Annotated in this window: 16 protein-coding genes and 1 pseudogene; 11 read left to right on the forward strand and 6 right to left on the reverse strand. The window is 65.6% G+C overall.

Features of this window, described 5'->3' with window-relative positions:
• Positions 1-58: 58 nt before the first annotated feature.
• The 3 genes from L5G32_RS17980 to L5G32_RS17990 all read right to left on the reverse strand — a co-directional run bounded on the left by L5G32_RS17980 (position 59) and on the right by L5G32_RS17990 (position 1,651).
• Entirely contained in the window at positions 59-493 is a 435-nt protein-coding gene (locus L5G32_RS17980; RefSeq protein WP_237012449.1) for a hypothetical protein, read from the reverse strand.
• A gap of 177 nt (positions 494-670) precedes the next feature.
• Positions 671-1,039 carry a hypothetical protein gene (locus tag L5G32_RS17985; protein ID WP_237012450.1) on the reverse strand — a complete coding sequence of 123 codons (369 nt, stop codon included), beginning with the start codon at positions 1,037-1,039 and terminating at the stop codon, positions 671-673.
• Between the two features lie 45 nt (positions 1,040-1,084).
• Positions 1,085-1,651 (reverse strand): TetR/AcrR family transcriptional regulator, encoded by a 567-nt coding sequence (locus L5G32_RS17990; protein ID WP_237012451.1) that lies wholly within the window; start codon positions 1,649-1,651, stop codon positions 1,085-1,087.
• 327 nt (positions 1,652-1,978) lie between these two features.
• Between L5G32_RS17990 and L5G32_RS19510 the strand changes: the two are divergent.
• The 4 genes and pseudogenes from L5G32_RS19510 to L5G32_RS18010 all read left to right on the forward strand — a co-directional run.
• Positions 1,979-3,280 (forward strand): annotated as a pseudogene (locus L5G32_RS19510) (MFS transporter); the annotation flags it as partial.
• Between the two features lie 129 nt (positions 3,281-3,409).
• Positions 3,410-4,231, forward strand: coding sequence for an MSCRAMM family protein (locus tag L5G32_RS19515; protein ID WP_237012481.1), 822 nt, complete (start codon positions 3,410-3,412; stop codon positions 4,229-4,231).
• Entirely contained in the window at positions 4,228-4,992 is a 765-nt protein-coding gene (locus L5G32_RS18005; protein ID WP_237012452.1) for an MSCRAMM family protein, read from the forward strand. The genes L5G32_RS19515 and L5G32_RS18005 overlap by 4 nt, the downstream gene beginning before the upstream one ends.
• A 174-nt stretch (positions 4,993-5,166) precedes the next feature.
• Positions 5,167-5,967: a YceI family protein gene (locus L5G32_RS18010; protein WP_265739186.1), complete on the forward strand. Its 801-nt coding sequence runs from the start codon at positions 5,167-5,169 to the stop codon at positions 5,965-5,967.
• Between the two features lie 638 nt (positions 5,968-6,605).
• Here L5G32_RS18010 and L5G32_RS18015 read toward each other — a convergent pair.
• Both L5G32_RS18015 and L5G32_RS18020 read right to left on the reverse strand, forming a co-directional pair.
• Positions 6,606-7,439 (reverse strand): alpha/beta fold hydrolase, encoded by an 834-nt coding sequence (locus tag L5G32_RS18015; protein WP_237012454.1) that lies wholly within the window; start codon positions 7,437-7,439, stop codon positions 6,606-6,608.
• A gap of 61 nt (positions 7,440-7,500) precedes the next feature.
• Positions 7,501-8,160, reverse strand: coding sequence for a TetR/AcrR family transcriptional regulator (locus L5G32_RS18020; protein ID WP_237012455.1), 660 nt, complete (start codon positions 8,158-8,160; stop codon positions 7,501-7,503).
• Between the two features lie 309 nt (positions 8,161-8,469).
• Between L5G32_RS18020 and L5G32_RS18025 the strand changes: the two genes are divergently transcribed.
• The 5 genes from L5G32_RS18025 to L5G32_RS18045 all read left to right on the forward strand — a co-directional run bounded on the left by L5G32_RS18025 (position 8,470) and on the right by L5G32_RS18045 (position 14,423).
• A complete protein-coding gene (locus tag L5G32_RS18025; protein WP_237012456.1) occupies positions 8,470-9,378 on the forward strand; it encodes an MBL fold metallo-hydrolase in 909 nt (302 codons plus the stop codon).
• A gap of 78 nt (positions 9,379-9,456) precedes the next feature.
• Positions 9,457-10,827 carry an NADP-dependent succinic semialdehyde dehydrogenase gene (locus L5G32_RS18030; RefSeq protein ID WP_237012457.1) on the forward strand — a complete coding sequence of 457 codons (1,371 nt, stop codon included), beginning with the start codon at positions 9,457-9,459 and terminating at the stop codon, positions 10,825-10,827.
• A 48-nt stretch (positions 10,828-10,875) separates the two neighbouring features.
• Positions 10,876-11,766, forward strand: a complete 891-nt coding sequence (locus L5G32_RS18035) for an oxidoreductase (protein ID WP_237012458.1) — start codon at positions 10,876-10,878, stop codon at positions 11,764-11,766.
• A 115-nt stretch (positions 11,767-11,881) separates the two neighbouring features.
• Positions 11,882-13,366, forward strand: a complete 1,485-nt coding sequence (locus L5G32_RS18040; RefSeq protein ID WP_237012459.1) for an HNH endonuclease signature motif containing protein — start codon at positions 11,882-11,884, stop codon at positions 13,364-13,366.
• A 526-nt stretch (positions 13,367-13,892) separates the two neighbouring features.
• Complete coding sequence (locus L5G32_RS18045) at positions 13,893-14,423, forward strand: GtrA family protein (protein ID WP_237012460.1); 531 nt, start codon at positions 13,893-13,895, stop codon at positions 14,421-14,423.
• A gap of 22 nt (positions 14,424-14,445) precedes the next feature.
• Here L5G32_RS18045 and L5G32_RS18050 read toward each other — a convergent pair whose 3' ends face one another.
• A complete protein-coding gene (locus tag L5G32_RS18050) occupies positions 14,446-15,033 on the reverse strand; it encodes a TetR/AcrR family transcriptional regulator (protein WP_237012461.1) in 588 nt (195 codons plus the stop codon).
• Positions 15,034-15,155: 122 nt separating this feature from the next.
• Here L5G32_RS18050 and L5G32_RS18055 point away from each other — a divergent pair, with 122 nt between their 5' ends.
• Complete coding sequence (locus L5G32_RS18055) at positions 15,156-15,329, forward strand: hypothetical protein (protein WP_237012462.1); 174 nt, start codon at positions 15,156-15,158, stop codon at positions 15,327-15,329.
• A 314-nt stretch (positions 15,330-15,643) separates the two neighbouring features.
• Complete coding sequence (locus L5G32_RS18060; protein WP_237012463.1) at positions 15,644-19,045, forward strand: pyruvate carboxylase; 3,402 nt, start codon at positions 15,644-15,646, stop codon at positions 19,043-19,045.
• Positions 19,046-19,088: the final 43 nt, after the last annotated feature.

A 19,088-nucleotide genomic window follows, 5' to 3' on the forward strand; every position in this document is an offset into this window, starting at 1 on the left:
GCCCTTAGAATATCCCCGACCGACCAAAACGACCACAAAGTTAACGTCACTGTGACGGTTAGTCGCCCGGACGGCCGGTAGTACGGTGACGGTGGCAATGCTGGCCGCCGGGTGAGCCGCGGTCTCCTGGTTGCTGGTGCTCGTGGTCCCATAGTTCTTCGAGGTACTGCCGGTACCGGTCGAGTACCTCTTTTTTGCCCCACTGTTTGAGGTTCTCGTCGTCAATGGAATCGAGTCTGTCTTCCAGGTCGGTCGCGTAGCCGTGTTGGCGACCGATCTCGTCTTCCAGGTCGCGGGGGCTCAGGTGGTTGGGCCACCAGGGTTGTCCCTCCCGCATCTGCTGCTCGATGCGATCGAGGAGATCTTGCAGTTCGCGGAGGTCCTTCTCGAGCTCGGCATCGTTTTCGGTGTCTGAGTCTGGATTGGACTTGTCCGGACCGGGTAGATCCAGTGGCGGGACGGGGATCTTCTTCGGAATCAGTTTCGGGATCACTCTGGGCAGAATCCGGATGGCCCCACCGATAATCGCCGGAAGCAGAACAGGGTCCGCAGTCTGTCCACCATCGCCACCACCTTGGCCGCCGGTAGTTCCACCATCGCCACCTCCTAGCTGGTGAGGATAAGGGGAAGGTGGTAGTCAAGGTGGTTCCGAGCTGGGCGAAATCGTCGGTCACGTCGTCGGCTTCGGGACTGGCCGAAGGCCTCCGCGCACGACATCGCGGTGGCCAACGTTAGTCATCAGCACCCGAGCGTTCTCGATGCCTGCGGTGAGAACCTGCTGAACCACCTTCTCGTCTGCGACGGCTCGAGCCAGTTGGAGGCTAGACATGAGGACCGTCATCAGCCCTACTGCACGAGTCGTCGACACCGAGGAATCGAAGGACCAGTCGCTGGTCAGTCTGAGTGCGATCTCGTCGATGATGACGGCGACGCCGCTCTGGTAAGCCGTCGCCACCTCTGCGCCTTGCCGAGCGATCTCGTCGAGCAGAGCCGCAGACGGGCAGCCTCCCGCGACGTCGTCGCGGTGATCGAGCGACAAATACTACGGCCCGGAATCGAACGGCGGGCCATTGGCACCGCAGAACTACGCGCGTAGGCCGCTCATGATCAACTCGAGAGGTTGCGTGGCGTGCTCGGCTGTCTGGCTGACGAATCCGATTCCGGTGAGAGTGCGGAGTACAGCGCCGGGCTCGATGTCGCGGCGAATCTCGTGGGTGCGTCGTCCCGCATCTAGGAGTGTCTCGAGAGCGCGGGTCAGGTTCTCCTTGCTCTCGTTCCGAAACCTCTGATCGGCCAGGAGAACATGTCTGATGGCATCGGGAACGGCCTGGTTCGTGATCAGGAGGTCGATGTAGCGAGCCATCCAGGTGTGCAGCGCGGCCTGTGGTGTCGGTTCGACGGCGAGAATCTCCGCAGTGCTGTCGCACAGCGTCGTGATCCGATGTCGATACACCGCTTCGATCAAATGGCCGCGGGTCGGGAATCGCCGGTACAGCGTGGCGATCCCGACTGATGCCTCGGTGGCGATCGTCGTCAGCGGAGCGTCGGGTCCTTCGCGATCGATGACCCGTGTCGCGGCGGAGAGGATCCGGGCGTAGTTGGCCTGCGCGTCGGACCGGAGCCTGGCTTCCGGCTCGGGTGTCGAACCCATTGTGACGTGCACCTCCATATGTGTCGCTATACCACCCTAATACGGACACGCCCGTTGCAATCCGGAGGATCCTCCACATAGGGTACCGATCGTGCTCTTGTGCTTGACGGTCTCGGGATGCGAGGCGAGTCGGGGGAGTGTGGAATTCGGTCAGCGGTGGCAGACGTCCATCGAGCCGAACGTAGCGACGTCGCATATGAGGTGTAGTTGATGCTTGACAAGACAGTGGACGACGCCGTCCTAGGGAGGCCCGTCTCAGACGAGAAGGAGCCGGTGACCGGCGCGGTCGTCGCGGTTCTGGCCCTGGCGGGCATCGTCGTCGCGCTGATGCAGACGCTGGTGATCCCGATCATCCCGCACCTGCCCGAATACTTGGACGCGGACGCCGGCGACACCGCTTGGGTGATCACGGCGACTCTGCTGGCAGCCGCAGTCGCGACCCCGACGATGGGTCGGCTCGGTGACATGTTCGGTAAGCGACGCATGCTGCTGATCAGTATCGCGATCATGATCGTCGGATCGGTGATCGGTGCGCTCAGTTCCACACTCATCCCGGTGGTCATCGGCCGAACCCTGCAAGGGTTGGCATCCGGTGTGATCCCACTCGGGATCAGCGTCATGCGCGACGTCCTCCCGAAGGAGAAGCTGGCCGGAGCGGTGGCGACGATGAGCGCCTCCCTCGGCGTCGGCGGCGCCCTCGGACTCCCGATCGCTGCTGCGCTCGCGGAGTACGCCGACTGGCACATGCTCTTCTGGGTCTCGGCGATCATGGGCGCGATCAGTGCGGTCGCGGTCGTCATCGTTGTGCCGGAGTCGAAGGACCGGGCCGAGGGAAGCTTCGATTTCGGTGGCTCCCTGCTGTTGTCGGGTGGCCTCGTCGCGTTGTTGCTCGGCGTCTCCAAGGGCTCCGACTGGGGATGGGGCGAGACCACGACCCTGGTGTGCTTCGGTGTCGCTGTCGTGCTGTTCATCGTGTGGGCGATCCTCGAACTCCGCGTCTCGCATCCGCTCGTCGACCTCCGCGTCGCAGTCCGGCCGCAGGTGCTGTTCACCAACATCGCCTCGATCGTGTTCGGCTTCGCGATGTTCGCGGCGAGCATGGTCTTCCCGCAGATCGTTCAGATGCCGGAGGCCACGGGTTACGGCATGGGCGAATCGATGCTCGTCGCCGGCCTGGTGATGGCGCCGTTCGGTCTCATGCTCCTGATCGCCGCACCGTTGTCGTCGGCGATCACCAACAACTTCGGTCCCAAGCTCACGCTGATGACCGGTGCGGTGGTCGTGGCTGCCGGATACATCCTCGGCGTATTCACGTTGCATTCGATCTGGCAGCTGATCGTGGTCGGCGTGGTCATCGGCTTTGGTACCGGCCTGGCGTACGGCGCGATGCCTGCCCTGATCATGGGCGCCGTTCCGATTTCGCAGACGGGCGCTGCGAACAGCTTCAACACGTTGATGCGATCGCTCGGCACGTCGTTCGCCAGCGCGATCTCGGGTGTGATCGTCGCGCAGATGACGATGACGCTCGGGTCGGCAGTGATTCCGAAGGAAGAGGCGTTCCAGTGGATCATGGGCATCGCGGCAGCTGCCGCGATCGTGGCCCTGATCGTCGTCGCACTCATTCCGCGTCCGAAGCCGGGCGTCGAGGCGGCGAACGCGGGGAGCGACGTGCCTCTGCCCGTCGCTGTTCCGGCGGAAGCGCCTCGTGCGGCGGCCGTCACTGCACCCGTGGCGGACGGCCCGGTGTCCGGTGACGACATGTCGCTGGTCGGCACCATCGGCACCCCGGCGAACGAGCCGCTGCGAGATGCAGCCATCACCGTCACCGATGTCCGCGGTCGTCAGGCCGGCCGCGCCGAGGTGAGCGCCGACGGCACGTACGCCGTCGCGCACCTCGCAGCAGGCACCTACACGGTGATCGCGACGGCGCCGGATCGGGCGCCGAAGGCCATCTCGGTGTCGGTCGTCGAAGGCATGGCGCTGCGGCGCGACTTCGCGTTGACGGGCGGCGGAATGCTGCGCGGCACTGTCGGTGACGGCGTGCGGCGTCTGCAGGCGAACCTCGTGGTCACCGACCGGAGCGGACGCGTGATCACGCAGACCCATGCGGGATCCGACGGCGAGTTCGTGCTCGACGGACTGTCGGACGGAGACACGGTTGCCGTCACCGCGTCGGTTCCGGGATATCAGCCGAGCAGCCGACTGGTGACCGTCGAAGGCCGCAGTGCCGCGGCGATCGAGTTCGTGCTCACGGCGGTCGGTGGCGTCCAGGGCTATGTGCGCACCGTCGACGGCCGTCCTCTCGCGGGCGCCACGGTCTCCGCGATCGGACCGGATCAGACGATCGTCGCGTCGATGACCTCCGACGCCGACGGCTGGTACCGGATCGAAGGCCTCGACGACGCCAAGTACACGCTCGTGGCGAACATGTACGAACCGAAGGCCGTTCAGGTGAGTGTCGCTGCGGGACAGCGGAACACGCTCGACATCGAACTGGGTGCAGCGGCTGAGAACCTGTCTGCCCAGAACGTGTCTGCCCAGAATCTGTCTGCCCAGAATCTGTCTGCGGAGTCGAAGTGATCTCCGGGAGCGTGCTTCGCGGCGACGGCGCTGTGGTGAGCGGTGCGACGGTGATGGTCATCGATCCGGCGGGAAGCCAGGTCGGCCGGACCGTCAGCGACGATCACGGGCGGTTCAGCACCGACGTGACGGCGACCGGAAGCCTCGTGCTCGTGGTGTCCGCGCCGCACCATGAGCCGCGCGCCGTACCGGTGACGTTGGGCGCCTCGCCCGCTGAAGTCGAGGTGATCCTCGGATCCATGGCGGTCCTGAGCGGGCGTGTGCGCACGTCCGCGACGGGCGAGCCGGTGGTCCAGGCGACAGTCGCGATCGCCGACCGCGCAGGCCAGGTGGTCGCCACCACGTCTACCGGCGCAGACGGCAGTTGGGACGTCGGCGGGCTGGTGGACGGCGTCCACACCGTGATCATCACCGCCGCCGGTTGCGATCCGATCGCCGAGACCATCGACGTGGCGGGCGACAACGGTCAGGTCCTGAACCTCGAAGTGCACACGGTCGCCGACCTGAGCGGCGTCGTCGTGGACTCCGGTCAAGGCACAGACGCGCGGCCGGTGGTGCAGAGCCAAGTAGTGCTTCTCGATGCGGCAGGCCAGATCGTGTCGAGCACGACGACCGACCAGAACGGCCGATACCTGTTCCCCAATCTCGGCGACGGTGACCACACGGTCATCGCGAACGGCTACGCGCCGGTCGCAGAGACGATCGCAGTCGCGGCCGGCCGAGTAGCCACCCACGACTTCGTCCTCGGCGCAGTCGACTAGTGCCGCGTGTCGCCGATTCATTAATGGTTGGCGACGCCCCGCCGCACACCTGGCGGCGTCGTCGTCGGTCGCGATACCTACCGGTATCCCTCCCTCCTCCGCCTTGCCAGCTGCACGGCGGAACACCACCAACCGTCGAAGAATCAACGACACACGACACGAGAGGAGTACGAGTTGACGACTATCAAGACTCGAGTGACCGGATCGAACAGCGCAGCGGTGGAATCCGCAGTGGTGACGGTGATGTCGCAGACCGGTGAGCAGTGCGCGATCGCGCACAGCGACTCCGAGGGCAAGGTCAGCGTCTCTGATCTCGCTCCGGGGATGTACACCGTCGTCGCGACGGCTCCCGGATATCAGCCGGCCGCCCGCGTCGCTGTGGGATCGGGTGCAGGCACCATGAGCCTCGGTGAGATCGCCTTGGTGCGGGACGGGGCCGCCCCCACGCCGTCGGCGGGACAGTGGGAGATCGACGGCGGACACTCGGTGATCGAGATCAGTGTTCGCCACCTCGGCATCGCGTCGGTTCGCGGACGTTTCACCGAGTTCTCGGGGACCATCACGGTGGCCGACGATCCCCAGGCGTCCTCGGTCGTCGCGGACATCACGACTGCCAGCATCGACACCGGCAACTCGATGCGCGATGACATCCTGCGCTCCAAGGCGTTCTTCGACACCGAGCAACACCCCGTGGCCCGATTCCGCTCGAGTCGAGTGATCCCGGCGACGGATGAGACATGGACGTTGGACGGTGAACTGACCATGCTGACGTCCACGGTTCCGGTCTCGCTCCAGCTGACGTACCTGGGCGAGGTCGACGACCCGTGGGGAAATCACCGTGCGGGCTTCCGGGCCACCGGCACGATCCGGCGCAAAGAGTTGGGAATCGATTTCGACGACACGCTGGTCGGCGGGGTCGCCCAGATTGGCAACACGGCGACTCTCACGCTCGACATTCAGGCGGTCCGAGCCTGACCGGTGGTCGGCCGGCTTGGAGTTCTGGAGATCAGACAGGCATACCGCTCGAGCCCTCGGGATCTTCCTGGCTCTGAGGCGGCAGGTCTTGCTAATCGACCGATGTGCATAGTCCGTAACCGACCTCGAGCGTGACCACTGCCGCGACCGGCATCAGTCCAACGACGCACACGCGGGCCACCAGGGGCGCTCCAGCGATCGACCTCAGAGTTCCGGCGACGGCCGTGACGGCACCGAGGACGATTGCACGACGATCCGTCCCGCCACCGATGCGTTCATAAACGTGAGTCCGTAGGTGAATACCGTCAGGCACCGTGAAGGTCACGAGCGTCGCTGTCTCCGGCAGGATCGACTCACGTTCGAGTGACAGCGTCACAACATGCAGGCCCGCGCCGACCGCCGCGCACGCCATGTAGATCGGGATGTTTCCATATCCGTAGGTGAAGCAACGGCGTGGGTACTTCTTGAGAGCGGCACCTGACGACACCTGCGCGGCGGGTGCCCGGACACGCTGCGGCTCCGATCAGTTCCGTGCGAGGTGGCTCGCGGCGGGATCTGCCCGTCGAGCAGCTGTCTATATATTTACGATGTCGCCGATCAGCGCGGACGGCGATGGGAAACGAGACCGATGGTCGTCCTCATCGAGCGGTGTGCGCCCGTTCGAGCATCTGCGGGACCAGATCGGGAGATACCTCTAGCATTGCCAGGTGCCCAGCAGCGGACAGACCGAGATAGGGAACCCCAAGGCGCTCGGCAAGCTTGCGGCCTTCCTTTGCGGACAGAATCCGATTCTTCTCGCCCCACACCATCTGGACATCTATCCCGGCGAAGGTGTCCGAAACCATCCGATCGATATGGGTGAATGGCCTCGAGAGGGTCGGCGCAACCGACGCCATTGGGAACATTCGCCCCTTGTCGGTCCAGAGCTCCTGAAGTCGATTCTTAAGTCTCGTGTTACCGGGTGTCACGCTTCCTGAGCCTGTCTGGAACCAGATGATCGCTTTCGCAACGGTCTTGGGCAGCGAGACTGAGCCGAGTATCGCTCGGGGAAAGAGACTCCGTGCCGCCAGGCGGCTGAGCAATCCGAGCGGCGTGGGCCTCAAGGTCGCTGCGGTTGCTGGATTGAACACCACCATCGAATCGATCAGCTCAGGCCGACGTTCGGCCAGGAGCAGTGAGACTGCGCTACCAACACAGTTTCCTACCAGGTCAAGGCGGGTGGCGCCGATCTCGGCGACGAACGCCTCGACCATGTCCACGAGCCACTCGACACTTCGCACTGCGGTGAGCTCTGAATCTCCGTAGCCGGGAAAGTCCAATGCGTATGCGCTGTAAGTCGGGTCGAGGGCCGTGATGGTCGGCTCCCAGATCAACCTACTGGACCCCAAATTGTGGAGGAAGATCACCACACGCGAGCCGGTTCCGTGTCGGGAATAGCAGATCGTCTCGCCGTCGTACTCGAACACCGCCATCGCTGCACCTTCCCATGGCTACGTTCTCGAGAATCGCACCCAGCCGTTGTTGAACTCCGATTCAACAGTCTGCGTCGGGAGTTGTCAAACGCTCGGAGATAGGAGAGCGGACTGGCAGTGGTCGCCCAGTCGCGCCTTCGACTGCGCCGATGCCCGCGTTGACCCAGATCCGTTTGAGGACCTCTTCCGACAGCTGACCCGAATCCATCCACGAGAGGCAGCTTGCGGTCACCAGTGAAATCCAGCCGGTGAGCGCGGCCTCGACCGCAGCACGGTCGCCAGCGTCGATAAGGTCAGCCGTGTGCAGTCCTTCCAGGATCCGTTCGATCTGGAGTAAGGCGTTGGTGCGCCTGATCTCTTGGATCGCAGGGTCGGACATGGTTGCTTGCTGTTGCAGTGTGCGGTAGCCGGCCGGGTGCTGCTTCACGTAAGTCAGGTACTTGTCGAGCCCGTCGAGCAGTTGCTCGAGCAGCGGCAGAGTCGGATCTGCACGGGTCGACTCGTTGAAGGTCTCCGACTCGCGCGCGAAAACGACACGGAGCAACTCTTGCTTGCCGCCGAAGTAGTGATAGAGCAGACCGCGCGAGATTCCTGATTCACGCGCGAGATCGTCGATCCACACGTCACCGAACTGCCGCTCGCCGAACAGCCTGCACGCAACCTCAAGGATCTGTGCACGCCGCGCGTCAGGAGAGAGTCGTCTGCCACGAGGAGCCTTCACTATTGAACCGTACGCCGCGGCCATAGGTCTGCACTTGCAAGCCTATGTCGGTGGCGACCGGGCCAGTTGATCACGGTGCCTCAGAGTCTTCCGCGCGTCTCTGATTCAGGGCAAGCCGCACCGATAGTGATATTGGATCGGGCTTGCCCGTTGCCCCGGGTTCATCAAGAAATCCGAAACACGAATAAGTTCGCGAAACGCGACACGAGAGTGCGTGAGGAGTCACGGAAAGGACGCTTGACCCTCCGGAGAGTCGGCGACGGAATGAACGCACCCGCAGCCGCCCGTTCACGCCTTACGATCGAGCACATGCGCATCCGACCCGGCAGGCCTCGTCTCGACGACTACGCACGGTATTTCGATCTGCCGGCCGCTCCCGACGACGCACCGTTGACCATCACCTGGGCGGGCGTCACCACCCTGTTCGTAACCGACGGGACGTCGTCGATCATGACCGACGGATTCTTCACCCGGCCGCCGCTCGTGTCGGTCGGCGTCCGCAGACTTGCCTCGTCGGACGACCGGATCGACGCCGCACTCACGCGCCTGGGCGTCGACCGACTCGACGCGGTGATCCCGGTGCACACGCATTTCGATCACGCGCTCGACTCCGCCGCTGTCGCCGCCCGGACCGGCGCGGAACTGGTAGGCGGGACGTCCGTAGCGCACCTCGGACACGGGATCCCGGATGATCGCGTCCGTGTCGTCGACCCGGGGTCGACGGTCGCGGTCGGAGCCTTCGACGTGACCATGATCCGCGGCCACCACTGCCCGCCGGACCGCTACCCGGGCGACATCACCGCGCCGGTGGTGCAGCCCGCTCGGGTCTCCGCCTATCGCTGCGGGGAGGCGTGGTCGATCGTTGCGGCGCATCGACAATCGGGTCGGCGTGCGCTGATCGTCGGGAGCGCCGGGTATGTGGAAGGTGCGCTCGCCGGGCAGCAGGCCGACGTCGTCTACCTGGGGATCGGACAGCTCGGGCTGCAGTCGGAGAGCTACATCGAGACGTTCTGGCAGGAGACGGTCCGGGCCGTCGGCGCACGCCGCGTCGTGTGCACCCACTGGGACGACTTCTTCCGAACCCTCGACCGGCCGTTGCGCGCGTTGCCGTATGCAGGTGACGACCTCGATGTGTCGATGACGACCCTCGCTCGACTGGCCGAGACAGACGGTGTCTCGCTGCATCTTCCGGCCCTGTGGCAGCCGGTCGAGGTCTGAGCGGTCCCTGACGCGCGTCTGGTTCGCGTGGCAGACTCGGCAGAGTCCAGACCGCACGCGAGTAAGAGGTGTTCCAGAGTGATCGCAACCATCAATCCCGCAACCGGTGAGACGGTCAAGACGTTCGACGACACCTCGTTCGACGACGTCGAGCGCGCTATCGACCTCGCCGCCGATACGGCGAAGACGTACCGTTCGACGACCTTCGCCCAACGCGCCGAATGGATGCGCGCCACCGCGGACCTGCTCGAGGCCGAAGCCGACGACGTGGCCGCGATGATGACCCTCGAAATGGGCAAGACTCTGGCGTCGGCCAAAGCCGAGGCTCTCAAGTGCGCCAAAGGTTTCCGCTATTACGCAGACAACGCCGAGGCGATGCTCGCCGACGAGCTCGCCGATGCCGAGGCGGTCAACGCCAGAACGGCGTATGCGCGCTACCAGCCACTCGGGGCGGTCCTGGCGGTCATGCCGTGGAACTTCCCCCTCTGGCAGGCAGTGCGTTTCGCCGCGCCGGCGCTCATGGCAGGCAACGTCGGGTTGCTCAAGCATGCGTCGAACGTCCCGCAGTCGGCGCTCTACCTCGCCGACGTGATTCGACGCGGCGGCTTTCCCGAAGGCTGCTTCCAGACACTCCTGATCGGTTCGGGCGCGGTCGAAGCCGTGCTACGGGACCCGCGCGTCGCAGCCGTCACACTGACTGGAAGTGAACCCGCAGGCCGGTCCGTCGCAGCGATCGCAGGCGACGAGGTCAAGCACACGGTCCTCGAACTCGGCGGAAGCGACCCGTACGTCGTGATGCCGTCGGCCGACATCGACGCCGCGGTGAAGACCGCAGTGACGGCACGCGTGCAGAACAACGGACAGTCGTGCATCGCCGCGAAGCGGTTCATCGTGCACACCGACGTGTACGACGATTTCGCGGCGAAGTTCGTCGAACAGATGAAGGCGCTGACAGTCGGCGACCCGACTGATCCGGACACCGACGTCGGACCGCTCGCCACCGAGCAGGGGCGGGTCGGCGTCGAAGACCTCGTCGTCGACGCTGTCGCTCACGGTGCCGAGATCCTCTGCGGTGGTACGCGTCCCGATCGTCCGGGGTGGTACTACCCGCCGACAGTCGTCGCCGGAGTGACTCCGGACGCGCAGATGTACACCGACGAGGTGTTCGGGCCCGTCGCCGCGCTCTACCGAGCGGTCGACATCGACGAAGCCCTCGAGATCGCGAATGCCACCACCTTCGGACTCGGCTCCAACGCATGGACCACCGACGACGCCGAGATCGATCGATTCATCGCCGACCTCGACGCCGGCCAGGTGTTCATCAACGGCATGACCGTGTCGTATCCGGAACTGCCGTTCGGCGGCACTCGGCGGTCGGGCGTCGGGCGTGAACTTGCCGCACACGGAATCCGCGAGTTCTGCAATGTGAAGACGGTGTGGATCGGATGACCCCGTAGCGTCCGACCCTGAGGACCGATAAGTGGTACGAACGGTGACATGACAAACGACGCAATGGCATGGACCTCGAGCGACCTCCCGTCCTTCACCGGCCGAACGGTCGTGGTGACCGGGGCCAACAGCGGGTTGGGTCTGGCGGAAGCCACCCAGCTGGCGCGAGTGGGCGCGAAAGTCGTTCTCGCCGTGCGAGACACAGCGAAAGGTGAGAAGGCTGCCGCGTCGATCGACGGCGACACTGAGGTACGACGGCTCGATCTCGCCGACCTGGCGTCGATCCGCACGTTCGCCGAGGAGTGGACGGGCGACATCGCGGTGCTCGCCAACAACGCGGGCGTGATGAACGTCCCGGAGGCACGGACTGCTGACGGCTTCGAGATGCAGATCGGCACCAACCACCTCGGCCATTTCGCGCTGACAACCCTGTTGTTGCCGCATATCACGGACCGAGTCGTCACGATGTCGTCGATGATGCACCGCGGCGGTCGCATCGATCTCGCCGACCTCAACTGGGAGCACCGCAGTTACAACCGGGTCGCCGCGTACGGGCAGTCGAAGCTCGCCAACCTGATGTTCTCGCTCGAACTGCAACGTCGCCTGGCGGCTGCCGGGTCGACGGTGCGGTCGTTGGCGGCACACCCCGGATACGCATCGACCAACTTGCAGACCCGGACCGGCAATCCGGTCTTCGACTTGGGCGGACGTATCGGCAACAAGGTGATCGCGCAGTCGGCAGAGGCCGGCGCGTGGCCGATGCTCTTCGCGGCGAGTCAGGATCTGCCCGGCGGTTCTTATGTCGGTCCCGACAAGCTCAACGAGACGCGCGGGTACCCGGCGCTGGCCGGTCGGACGGCACGCGCCAGCGACCTGACGATGTGCGCCAAGCTGTGGGACCTGTCGGAGGAGCTGACCGGGGTGAGTTTCGGCGGCTGACCCGGCCCGTTTCGGAATCGTCCAATACCGACTAACCAGAATTGTCGGACCCTCTTGCTAGTGTCTGGTCAGAAGTTGAGAACAAGCCCTGACCAGCGGCAAGGAGGTGATTCCGGTGAACGGTTCCAGCTACGACGGCGCCGGGCTCCCGGAGTCGCCCGCCGACCTGATTGCCCTCGCCGACGCGGCGGTGGCGAAGCTCAACGAGGTGTCGTTCGCAGCGCTGTCCGGTGCGGACCTGCTCGCTGCGGCCGAGACCAACGAGCGGATGCGGGCGCGCACCGAAGCGGCGACGACGAGTCTGATGATCGAACTGTCGGACCAGTTCGCGTTCCAGGCCCAGGGTTACATGACCGTCCAGAAGTACCTGACGAACGGCCTGCGCCTGGGAGTGCGTGAAGCCAACACGCGAATGAAGCTCATGTTCGCGACGGGCGAGTTCCGGGCGATCGGTGGCGACCGGCTGCCTGCCCGCAATCCGGAGACGGCGCAGGCGCTGCGCGAGGGCGCGATCAACCGCGGGCACGTCGCCGAGATCGATGCGGTGATGGACAAGGTCCCAGCTCGGGTCGACGCCGAGACGGTCGCCGCTGCCGAGGCGCAGCTGGCGGACGTCGCCCGCGGCCTGTCGCCCGAAGCGGTCCGGCAGGCAGGCGCCCGGCTGTTGGGTCACCTCGACCCCGACGGGGAACTGACTGACGACACGGACCGTCGTCGCACCCGCGGGTTCACCCTGGCCCCGCAGGATCAGCGGCTGATGTCGAAGCTGCAGGGGTCGATCACCCCGGCGCTGCGCGCCAAGCTCGACGTGCTGTTGACTGCATGGGCCGCGCCCGGGATGAACAATCCGGACGACGCCGAATCTCCGTTCGGCGCGGTCGACCAGGACGGTCTCGACGCCGATGCGCTCGCCGCAGCGCGGGAGCGGGACACGCGGTCCACGGCCCAGCGCAATCACGACGCCCTCGCAGCGATGGCCGACTTCGTTCTCGGCCACGGTGGGCTGGGGCGCCCGGACCGGCTCCCCGCCGAACTGGTCGTGACGGTCACCGACCAGGAGCTGGCCGCCGAAGCCGGCGTCGCGCTCACCGCGACCGGTGCGCGAATTCCGGTCTCCGAGCTGGTCGAGCTCGCGGCTCACGCCTCCCCGCACCTTGCGGTGTTCAAGAACAACACGTCCGAGGTCCTGTACCTCGGACGGGGCAAGCGGTTTGCGAGCAAGGCGCAGCGGCTGGCCATGTTCGCCCGCGACCGCGGGTGCACCGGCCCGGGCTGCGATGTGCCGTTCGCCCGGACCGAGGCTCATCACGTGGCGCGGTGGGAGGACGGCGGCTGCACTGACATCACCAATCTGGGAGCCGCGTGCGGCAAGCACAACCGGGCCGAGGGCTCCGGACCCGGCAAGTGGGAGACGATCGTTCTGGCCGACGGGGCCGATGCAGGTCGAGTCGGCTGGCGGCCCGCGGGAAGCGACCGCCGGTGGCAAGTGAACCCGCTCCACCACGTCGGGCAAGACCCCGACCTCCTCCCGCACGGCCCGCCCCGCGGCGCGGGTTCGACGATCGAGGCCATGCTGTCCCGGCTCCTCGACGCCGGCTGACCCGGCCACGCTCCCGACATGGGTGCGAGGGCCGGGCAGCCTGCGTGTTCAGTGCGAATTCACTGGAAACTGCTCCCCTCGTCATTCATACGAACTACGTTCGAGGTGTCTCGAGAGGAGGTTCCACTTCGTGCGGATCCGGATGACGGCAGCAGTAGCAAGACTGTCCGTGATCGCGGTTGCCGGTGGTGGAATCGGAACCCGGAGGCAATTCCTCGGGCGCTTCGCCCGACCTCAAGCCTGCGCACGGCGGTGTGCAGACCGAATCGACACCGGTGACGCGACCATCGGTGTCTCCCACGCCTATTCGAGAGGAGTCGAGCACATCGTGCAGGCGGCGCCAGTCGGTCGCGAACCGGCGCTACGTGCGTACGCGTGCTGAACGACGAAGAACTCGCTCGACGATCGAGGGGTGTGCCGAGCGGAACTGCTTCGCCGATCCGGCTGCGCTCTCGGCGCGAACGAGGAGCGGAACCTGCGCTCCTCGTCCGCGCCGCGCGGCTACCGCGCAGGTAGGCTGCGTACGGTGAACCCGTCGAAATGGCTCGTGAGTGTGATCCCCGGGCGAATACTCCCGGTCGTGATCGCTTATGCCGGATTCATCCGCTTCGCTCTCGTAGGGCTGTTCACGTTCGTTCTGACGACGGTGCTGTTCTTCGGGTTGAAAGTCAGTGTTCTCGATGAGAAGCCAGTGACGGCGTTCTCCATCGCGACGCTCGTAGCGACGATCGTGTCGTACGTCCTCAACCGCGAATGGTCGTTCGCGGAACGCGGCGGGCGCTCGGCTCGCCACGAGGCGTCACTCTTCTTCGTCGTGAGTGCCATCGCTCTTGGAATCAGCCAGATACCTCTCGCGATGTCCCGCTACGTGTTCGACTTCCAGGCTCCGGCGATATCGCCGTTCGCCGAGCATCTTGCCGACTTCGTCAGCGGTTCGATCATCGGCACGCTCGTGGCAATGGCGTTCCGCTGGTGGGCGTTCCGCAAGTGGGTCTTCCCGGAACTCGTCGTCGACGACGATGTCGTGGAGCAGGCCGAGAAGGAGCCGCTCGACTGACGCCCGAGGCGGTCGGTCGCAGTCACTCTGCGCGCAACAGCACCGCAGCCGCCCGTCGAGCCTCGGGCAGTGCCTCCGGGAATTCGGAGATCGAACGCAGCACGGTCGCGCCCTCGATCAACGTCAGCAACTGGACCGACAGGCTGTCCGAGTCGGCGTGACCCGCCTCGCGCGTCAGATCCGCGAACAGGTCCTTGATCCACAGTTTCCCGTTCCGGATGACCTCGTGGGCCGGGTGATCCGCAGTGCCGACGAGCTCGCTGTGCGCATGGACGAACGCGCAACCGAGGGGGCTGTGCTCGTCCATCCACGACTGCAGCGCGTCGAACACCGCGAGGACCTTCGCATCGCCGACCCCGTCGCTCGTGCTCCGTTCGACGGCGGCGAGCATGCCGGCCACCCAGTTCCGGTAGTCCGCGTCGCGCTCGGCGAGATAGGCGACCACCAGCGCGGCCTTGGACCCGAACCGGTCGTAGAGGGTCTTCTTGGTGACTCCAGCGTCGGCGGAGATCGTGTCCACACCGACTGAGTTGATGCCCTGCTCGTAGAACAGGCGCGATGCGGAGTCGAGGATCGCACGTGCCGCCGGTGTCAAAGATTTTGCTTGCACACCTGTATCCACACAGGGCAGTATAGGTGATGTATACAGACCAGTATACGAGACGGGGTGCAAGAGCAGCGCATGGCTGGTCAAACCTCGAATCAGGACCAGATCCGGAGAGGAGCACGGGCATGCTGAAGACAATGGGACGCGGAGTCCGCACGTTCATGCGGGCACTCGACACCGCCAGCGCGATCCGGCACGGCACGACGCCGAAGCATTACGACGACGTCCGTGAACCGGTCGCCACCATCCCGACCGGCACGATCGAGCAGTCGGAGACTCCGTGGCCGGTGGCCGCGTAGCGACAACCGCGAGAACCTTCAGCGCGAGAACCTTCACCGTACGAACCTTCACGAGGGCCGGGGCCGTCCCCGGCCCTCGTCGTGTCCTGGGCGGTCGTGTCGCTGGACGCGCGTGCTGCCCACCATCTTTCAAACCGATCCGACTCATCTTGAGATCTCATCGACGAGATCGGCTAGAGCCATATCGGTAGACCGCTGCGCCGACTAGCGTTTGACGGATGGTGCGTCACCACCTCGCGCACCGGCACACAGTGACGGCCTCGCCATACCTGACGGGGCGTCGCCCGATAATGATCAAAGGGACTACCGATCCGATGACCAGCACGAATTTCGAGAAAGTCCTCGTCGCCAATCGCGGTGAGATCGCCATCCGCGGATTCCGCGCGGCCTATGAGCTGGGGATCGGCACAGTCGCCGTGTTCCCCTACGAGGACCGCAACTCGGCGCACCGCACGAAGGCCGACGAGTCGTACGAGATCGGCGAGCCGGGTCACCCGGTGCGCAACTATCTGGACATCGACCTGATCATCGACGCGGCCAAGAAGTCCGGAGCCGACGCGGTCTACCCGGGATATGGATTCCTGTCCGAGAACCCCGACCTGGCTGCGGCGTGTGCCGCTAACGGGATCGCGTTCGTCGGTCCGCCGCAGCACGTGTTGGAGCTGACCGGCAACAAGGCCAGCGCGATCGCTGCGGCGAAAGCCGCCGGTCTGCCCGTGCTGCCGTCGTCCGAGCCGTCGAACGACATCGACGAACTGCTGGCCGCGGCGGAGTCGATGACGTTCCCGGTGTTCGTGAAGGCCGTCGCAGGCGGCGGCGGTCGCGGTATGCGACGCGTCGAGGAGATCGACGGGCTGCGCGAGGCGATCGAGGCCGCGTCGAGGGAGGCCGAGTCGGCGTTCGGCGACGCGACGGTGTTCCTGGAGCAGGCCGTCATCAATCCCCGCCACATCGAGGTGCAGATCCTCGCCGACACGCACGGCAATGTGATCCACCTGTTCGAGCGCGACTGCTCGGTGCAGCGTCGCCACCAGAAGGTCGTCGAGTTGGCGCCCGCGCCGAACTTGGATCCGGCGCTGCGCGAGAAGATCTGCGCCGACGCCGTCGCATTCGCCAAGCAGATCGACTACTCGTGTGCGGGCACCGTCGAGTTCCTCGTCGACGAGCGCGGCCAGCACATGTTCATCGAGATGAACCCACGTATCCAGGTGGAGCACACGGTCACCGAGGAGATCACCGACGTCGACCTCGTCCAGTCGCAGCTGCGCGTGGCGGCCGGCGCGACTCTCGACGAACTCGGCCTGTCCCAGGACATGATCAAGATCCGCGGCGCCGCACTCCAATGCCGTATCACCACCGAGGATCCGTCCAACGGATTCCAGCCAGATACCGGGCGGATCACCGGCTACCGCACGCCAGGCGGCGGCGGCGTTCGGTTGGACGGCGGCACCGCACTCGGTGCGGAGGTCGGCGCGTACTTCGACTCGATGCTGGTGAAGCTCACCTGTCGTGGCCGCGATTTCGAGTCGGCAGTCGCGCACGCCCGCCGTGCTGTCACCGAGTTCCGCATCCGCGGCGTCGCAACCAACATCCCGTTCCTGCAGGCGCTGCTCGACGACCCCGACTTCCGGGCCGGACGGGTGACGACGTCGTTCATCGAAGAACACCCCGAGTTGTTGACGTCGAACTCCTCGGCCGACCGCGCGTCGAAGATCCTGTCGTACCTGGCCGACGTGACGGTCAACCACCCGAACGGTGTACGCCCGGTCCACGTCAACCTCGCTGACAAGCTGCCCGCCGTCGACCTGTCTGCGCCGCCGCGTGACGGGTCCCGCCAGCGCCTGCTGGAACTCGGGCCGGAGGGCTTCGCGGCGAGCCTGCGCGAGCAGAAGGCGCTCGCCGTGACCGACACGACGTTCCGTGATGCGCACCAGTCGCTGCTGGCGACGCGCGTGCGGACGTCGAGCCTGACCGCGGTGGCTCCCTATGTGTCGCGACTGACGCCGGAACTGTTGTCGATCGAGGCGTGGGGCGGGGCGACGTACGACGTCGCACTGCGGTTCTTGAAAGAGGATCCGTGGGACCGCCTCGCGCAGTTGCGCGAGGCCGTCCCGAACATCTGCCTGCAGATGCTGCTGCGCGGGCGGAACACCGTCGGATACACGCCCTACCCGGAGTCGGTGACGCGCGCATTCGTCGCCGAGGCGGCATCCACGGGAATCGACATCTTCCGGATCTTCGACGCGCTGAACAACGTCGACCAGATGCGACCGGGGATCGACGCGGTCCGCGAGACCGGCACCACGATCGCCGAAGTCGCGATGAGCTACACCGGCGACTTGTCGGACCCGAATGAGAATCTGTACACGCTGGACTACTACCTGCGGTTGGCCGAGAAAATCGTGAACGCGGGCGCGCACGTCCTGGCGATCAAAGACATGGCCGGACTGCTGCGCGCGCCCGCCGCGTCGACCCTGGTGTCGGCGCTGCGCTCGGAGTTCGACCTGCCGATCCACGTGCATACGCACGACACGCCGGGCGGCCAGCTGGCCACCTACCTGGCTGCGTGGCAGGCCGGTGCGGATGCGGTCGACGGTGCGAGTTCGCCGATGTCGGGGACGACGAGTCAGCCGTCGCTGTCGGCGATCGTGGCGGCTGCCGCGCACAGCGAGTTCGACACCGGTCTGAGCCTGGACGCCGTCTGCGAGTTGGAACCGTACTGGGAGACCCTCCGCAAGGTGTACGCACCGTTCGAGTCGGGTGTTCCGGCTCCGACCGGACGCGTCTACACGCACGAGATCCCGGGCGGTCAGCTGTCGAACCTGCGGTCGCAGGCCACCGCGCTCGGGTTGGCTGACCGGTTCGAAGAGGTCGAGGCGAAGTACGCTGCGGCCGATCGGCTCCTGGGGCGCCTCGTGAAGGTGACGCCGTCGTCGAAGGTCGTCGGCGACCTCGCCTTGGCCCTCGTCGGCTCCGGTGTGGACGTCGAGGAGTTCGCCGAGAATCCGGGACGCTACGACGTCCCGGACTCGGTCATCGGCTTCCTGCAGGGCGAACTCGGAACACCCGTCGGAGGGTGGCCCGAACCGTTCCGCAGTCGCGCATTGGAGGGGCGTGACGAGCCCGAACCGCAGGCCGAACTGTCGGCCGAGGACGAAGCCGCGCTGGCAGGCGACTCGGCGACGCGCCGCTCGACGCTGAACCGGCTCCTGTTTCCAGGACCGACCAAGGAGTACCTGGAGCACGTCGAGACATTCGGGGACACCTCGAGTCTGTCGGCGGCCCAGTTCCTCTACGGACTCCGCTCGGGCATGGAGCATCGAGTGGAGCTGTCCAAGGGCGTCAATCTCCTCATCGGGTTGGAGGCGATCTCCGAGCCGGACGAGCAGGGCATGCGAACCGTGATGTGCATCCTCAACGGCCACCTACGACCGGTGCCCGCTCGGGACCGTTCGATCAAGGCCGACGTCGCGACCGCGGAGAAGGCCGACAAGAACAACTCCGGACACATCCCTGCGCCGTTCGCAGGCGTCGTCACGCTGTCGGTGAACGAGGGCGATCACATCGAGGCAGGCGGACAGATCGGCACCATCGAAGCGATGAAGATGGAGGCTCCGATCACCACACCGCACTCGGGCACAGTCACTCGGACCGTCATCGAGACGGTGGCACAGGTCGAAGCGGGCGACCTGCTCGTCGTTCTTCACGACGAGTAGCGCGTAGAGCGGGGTCGGGGACGCCAGGACAGACCGAATCGAG

This window comes from Gordonia zhenghanii (assembly GCF_021738965.1).
Lineage (GTDB): Bacteria > Actinomycetota > Actinomycetes > Mycobacteriales > Mycobacteriaceae > Gordonia > Gordonia zhenghanii.

Bases quoted from the DNA above. Each gene is read 5' to 3' on its own strand.
- L5G32_RS17990 (WP_237012451.1), bottom strand. From the start codon at position 1,651: ATGGGTTCGACACCCGAGCCGGAAGCCAGGCTCCGGTCCGACGCGCAG.
- L5G32_RS19515 (WP_237012481.1), top strand. From the start codon at position 3,410: ATGTCGCTGGTCGGCACCATCGGCACCCCGGCGAACGAGCCGCTGCGA.
- L5G32_RS18015 (WP_237012454.1), bottom strand. From the start codon at position 7,439: ATGGCGGTGTTCGAGTACGACGGCGAGACGATCTGCTATTCCCGACAC.
- L5G32_RS18025 (WP_237012456.1), top strand. From the start codon at position 8,470: ATGCGCATCCGACCCGGCAGGCCTCGTCTCGACGACTACGCACGGTAT.
- L5G32_RS18035 (WP_237012458.1), top strand. From the start codon at position 10,876: ATGACAAACGACGCAATGGCATGGACCTCGAGCGACCTCCCGTCCTTC.
- L5G32_RS18055 (WP_237012462.1), top strand. From the start codon at position 15,156: ATGCTGAAGACAATGGGACGCGGAGTCCGCACGTTCATGCGGGCACTC.
- L5G32_RS18060 (WP_237012463.1), top strand. From the start codon at position 15,644: ATGACCAGCACGAATTTCGAGAAAGTCCTCGTCGCCAATCGCGGTGAG.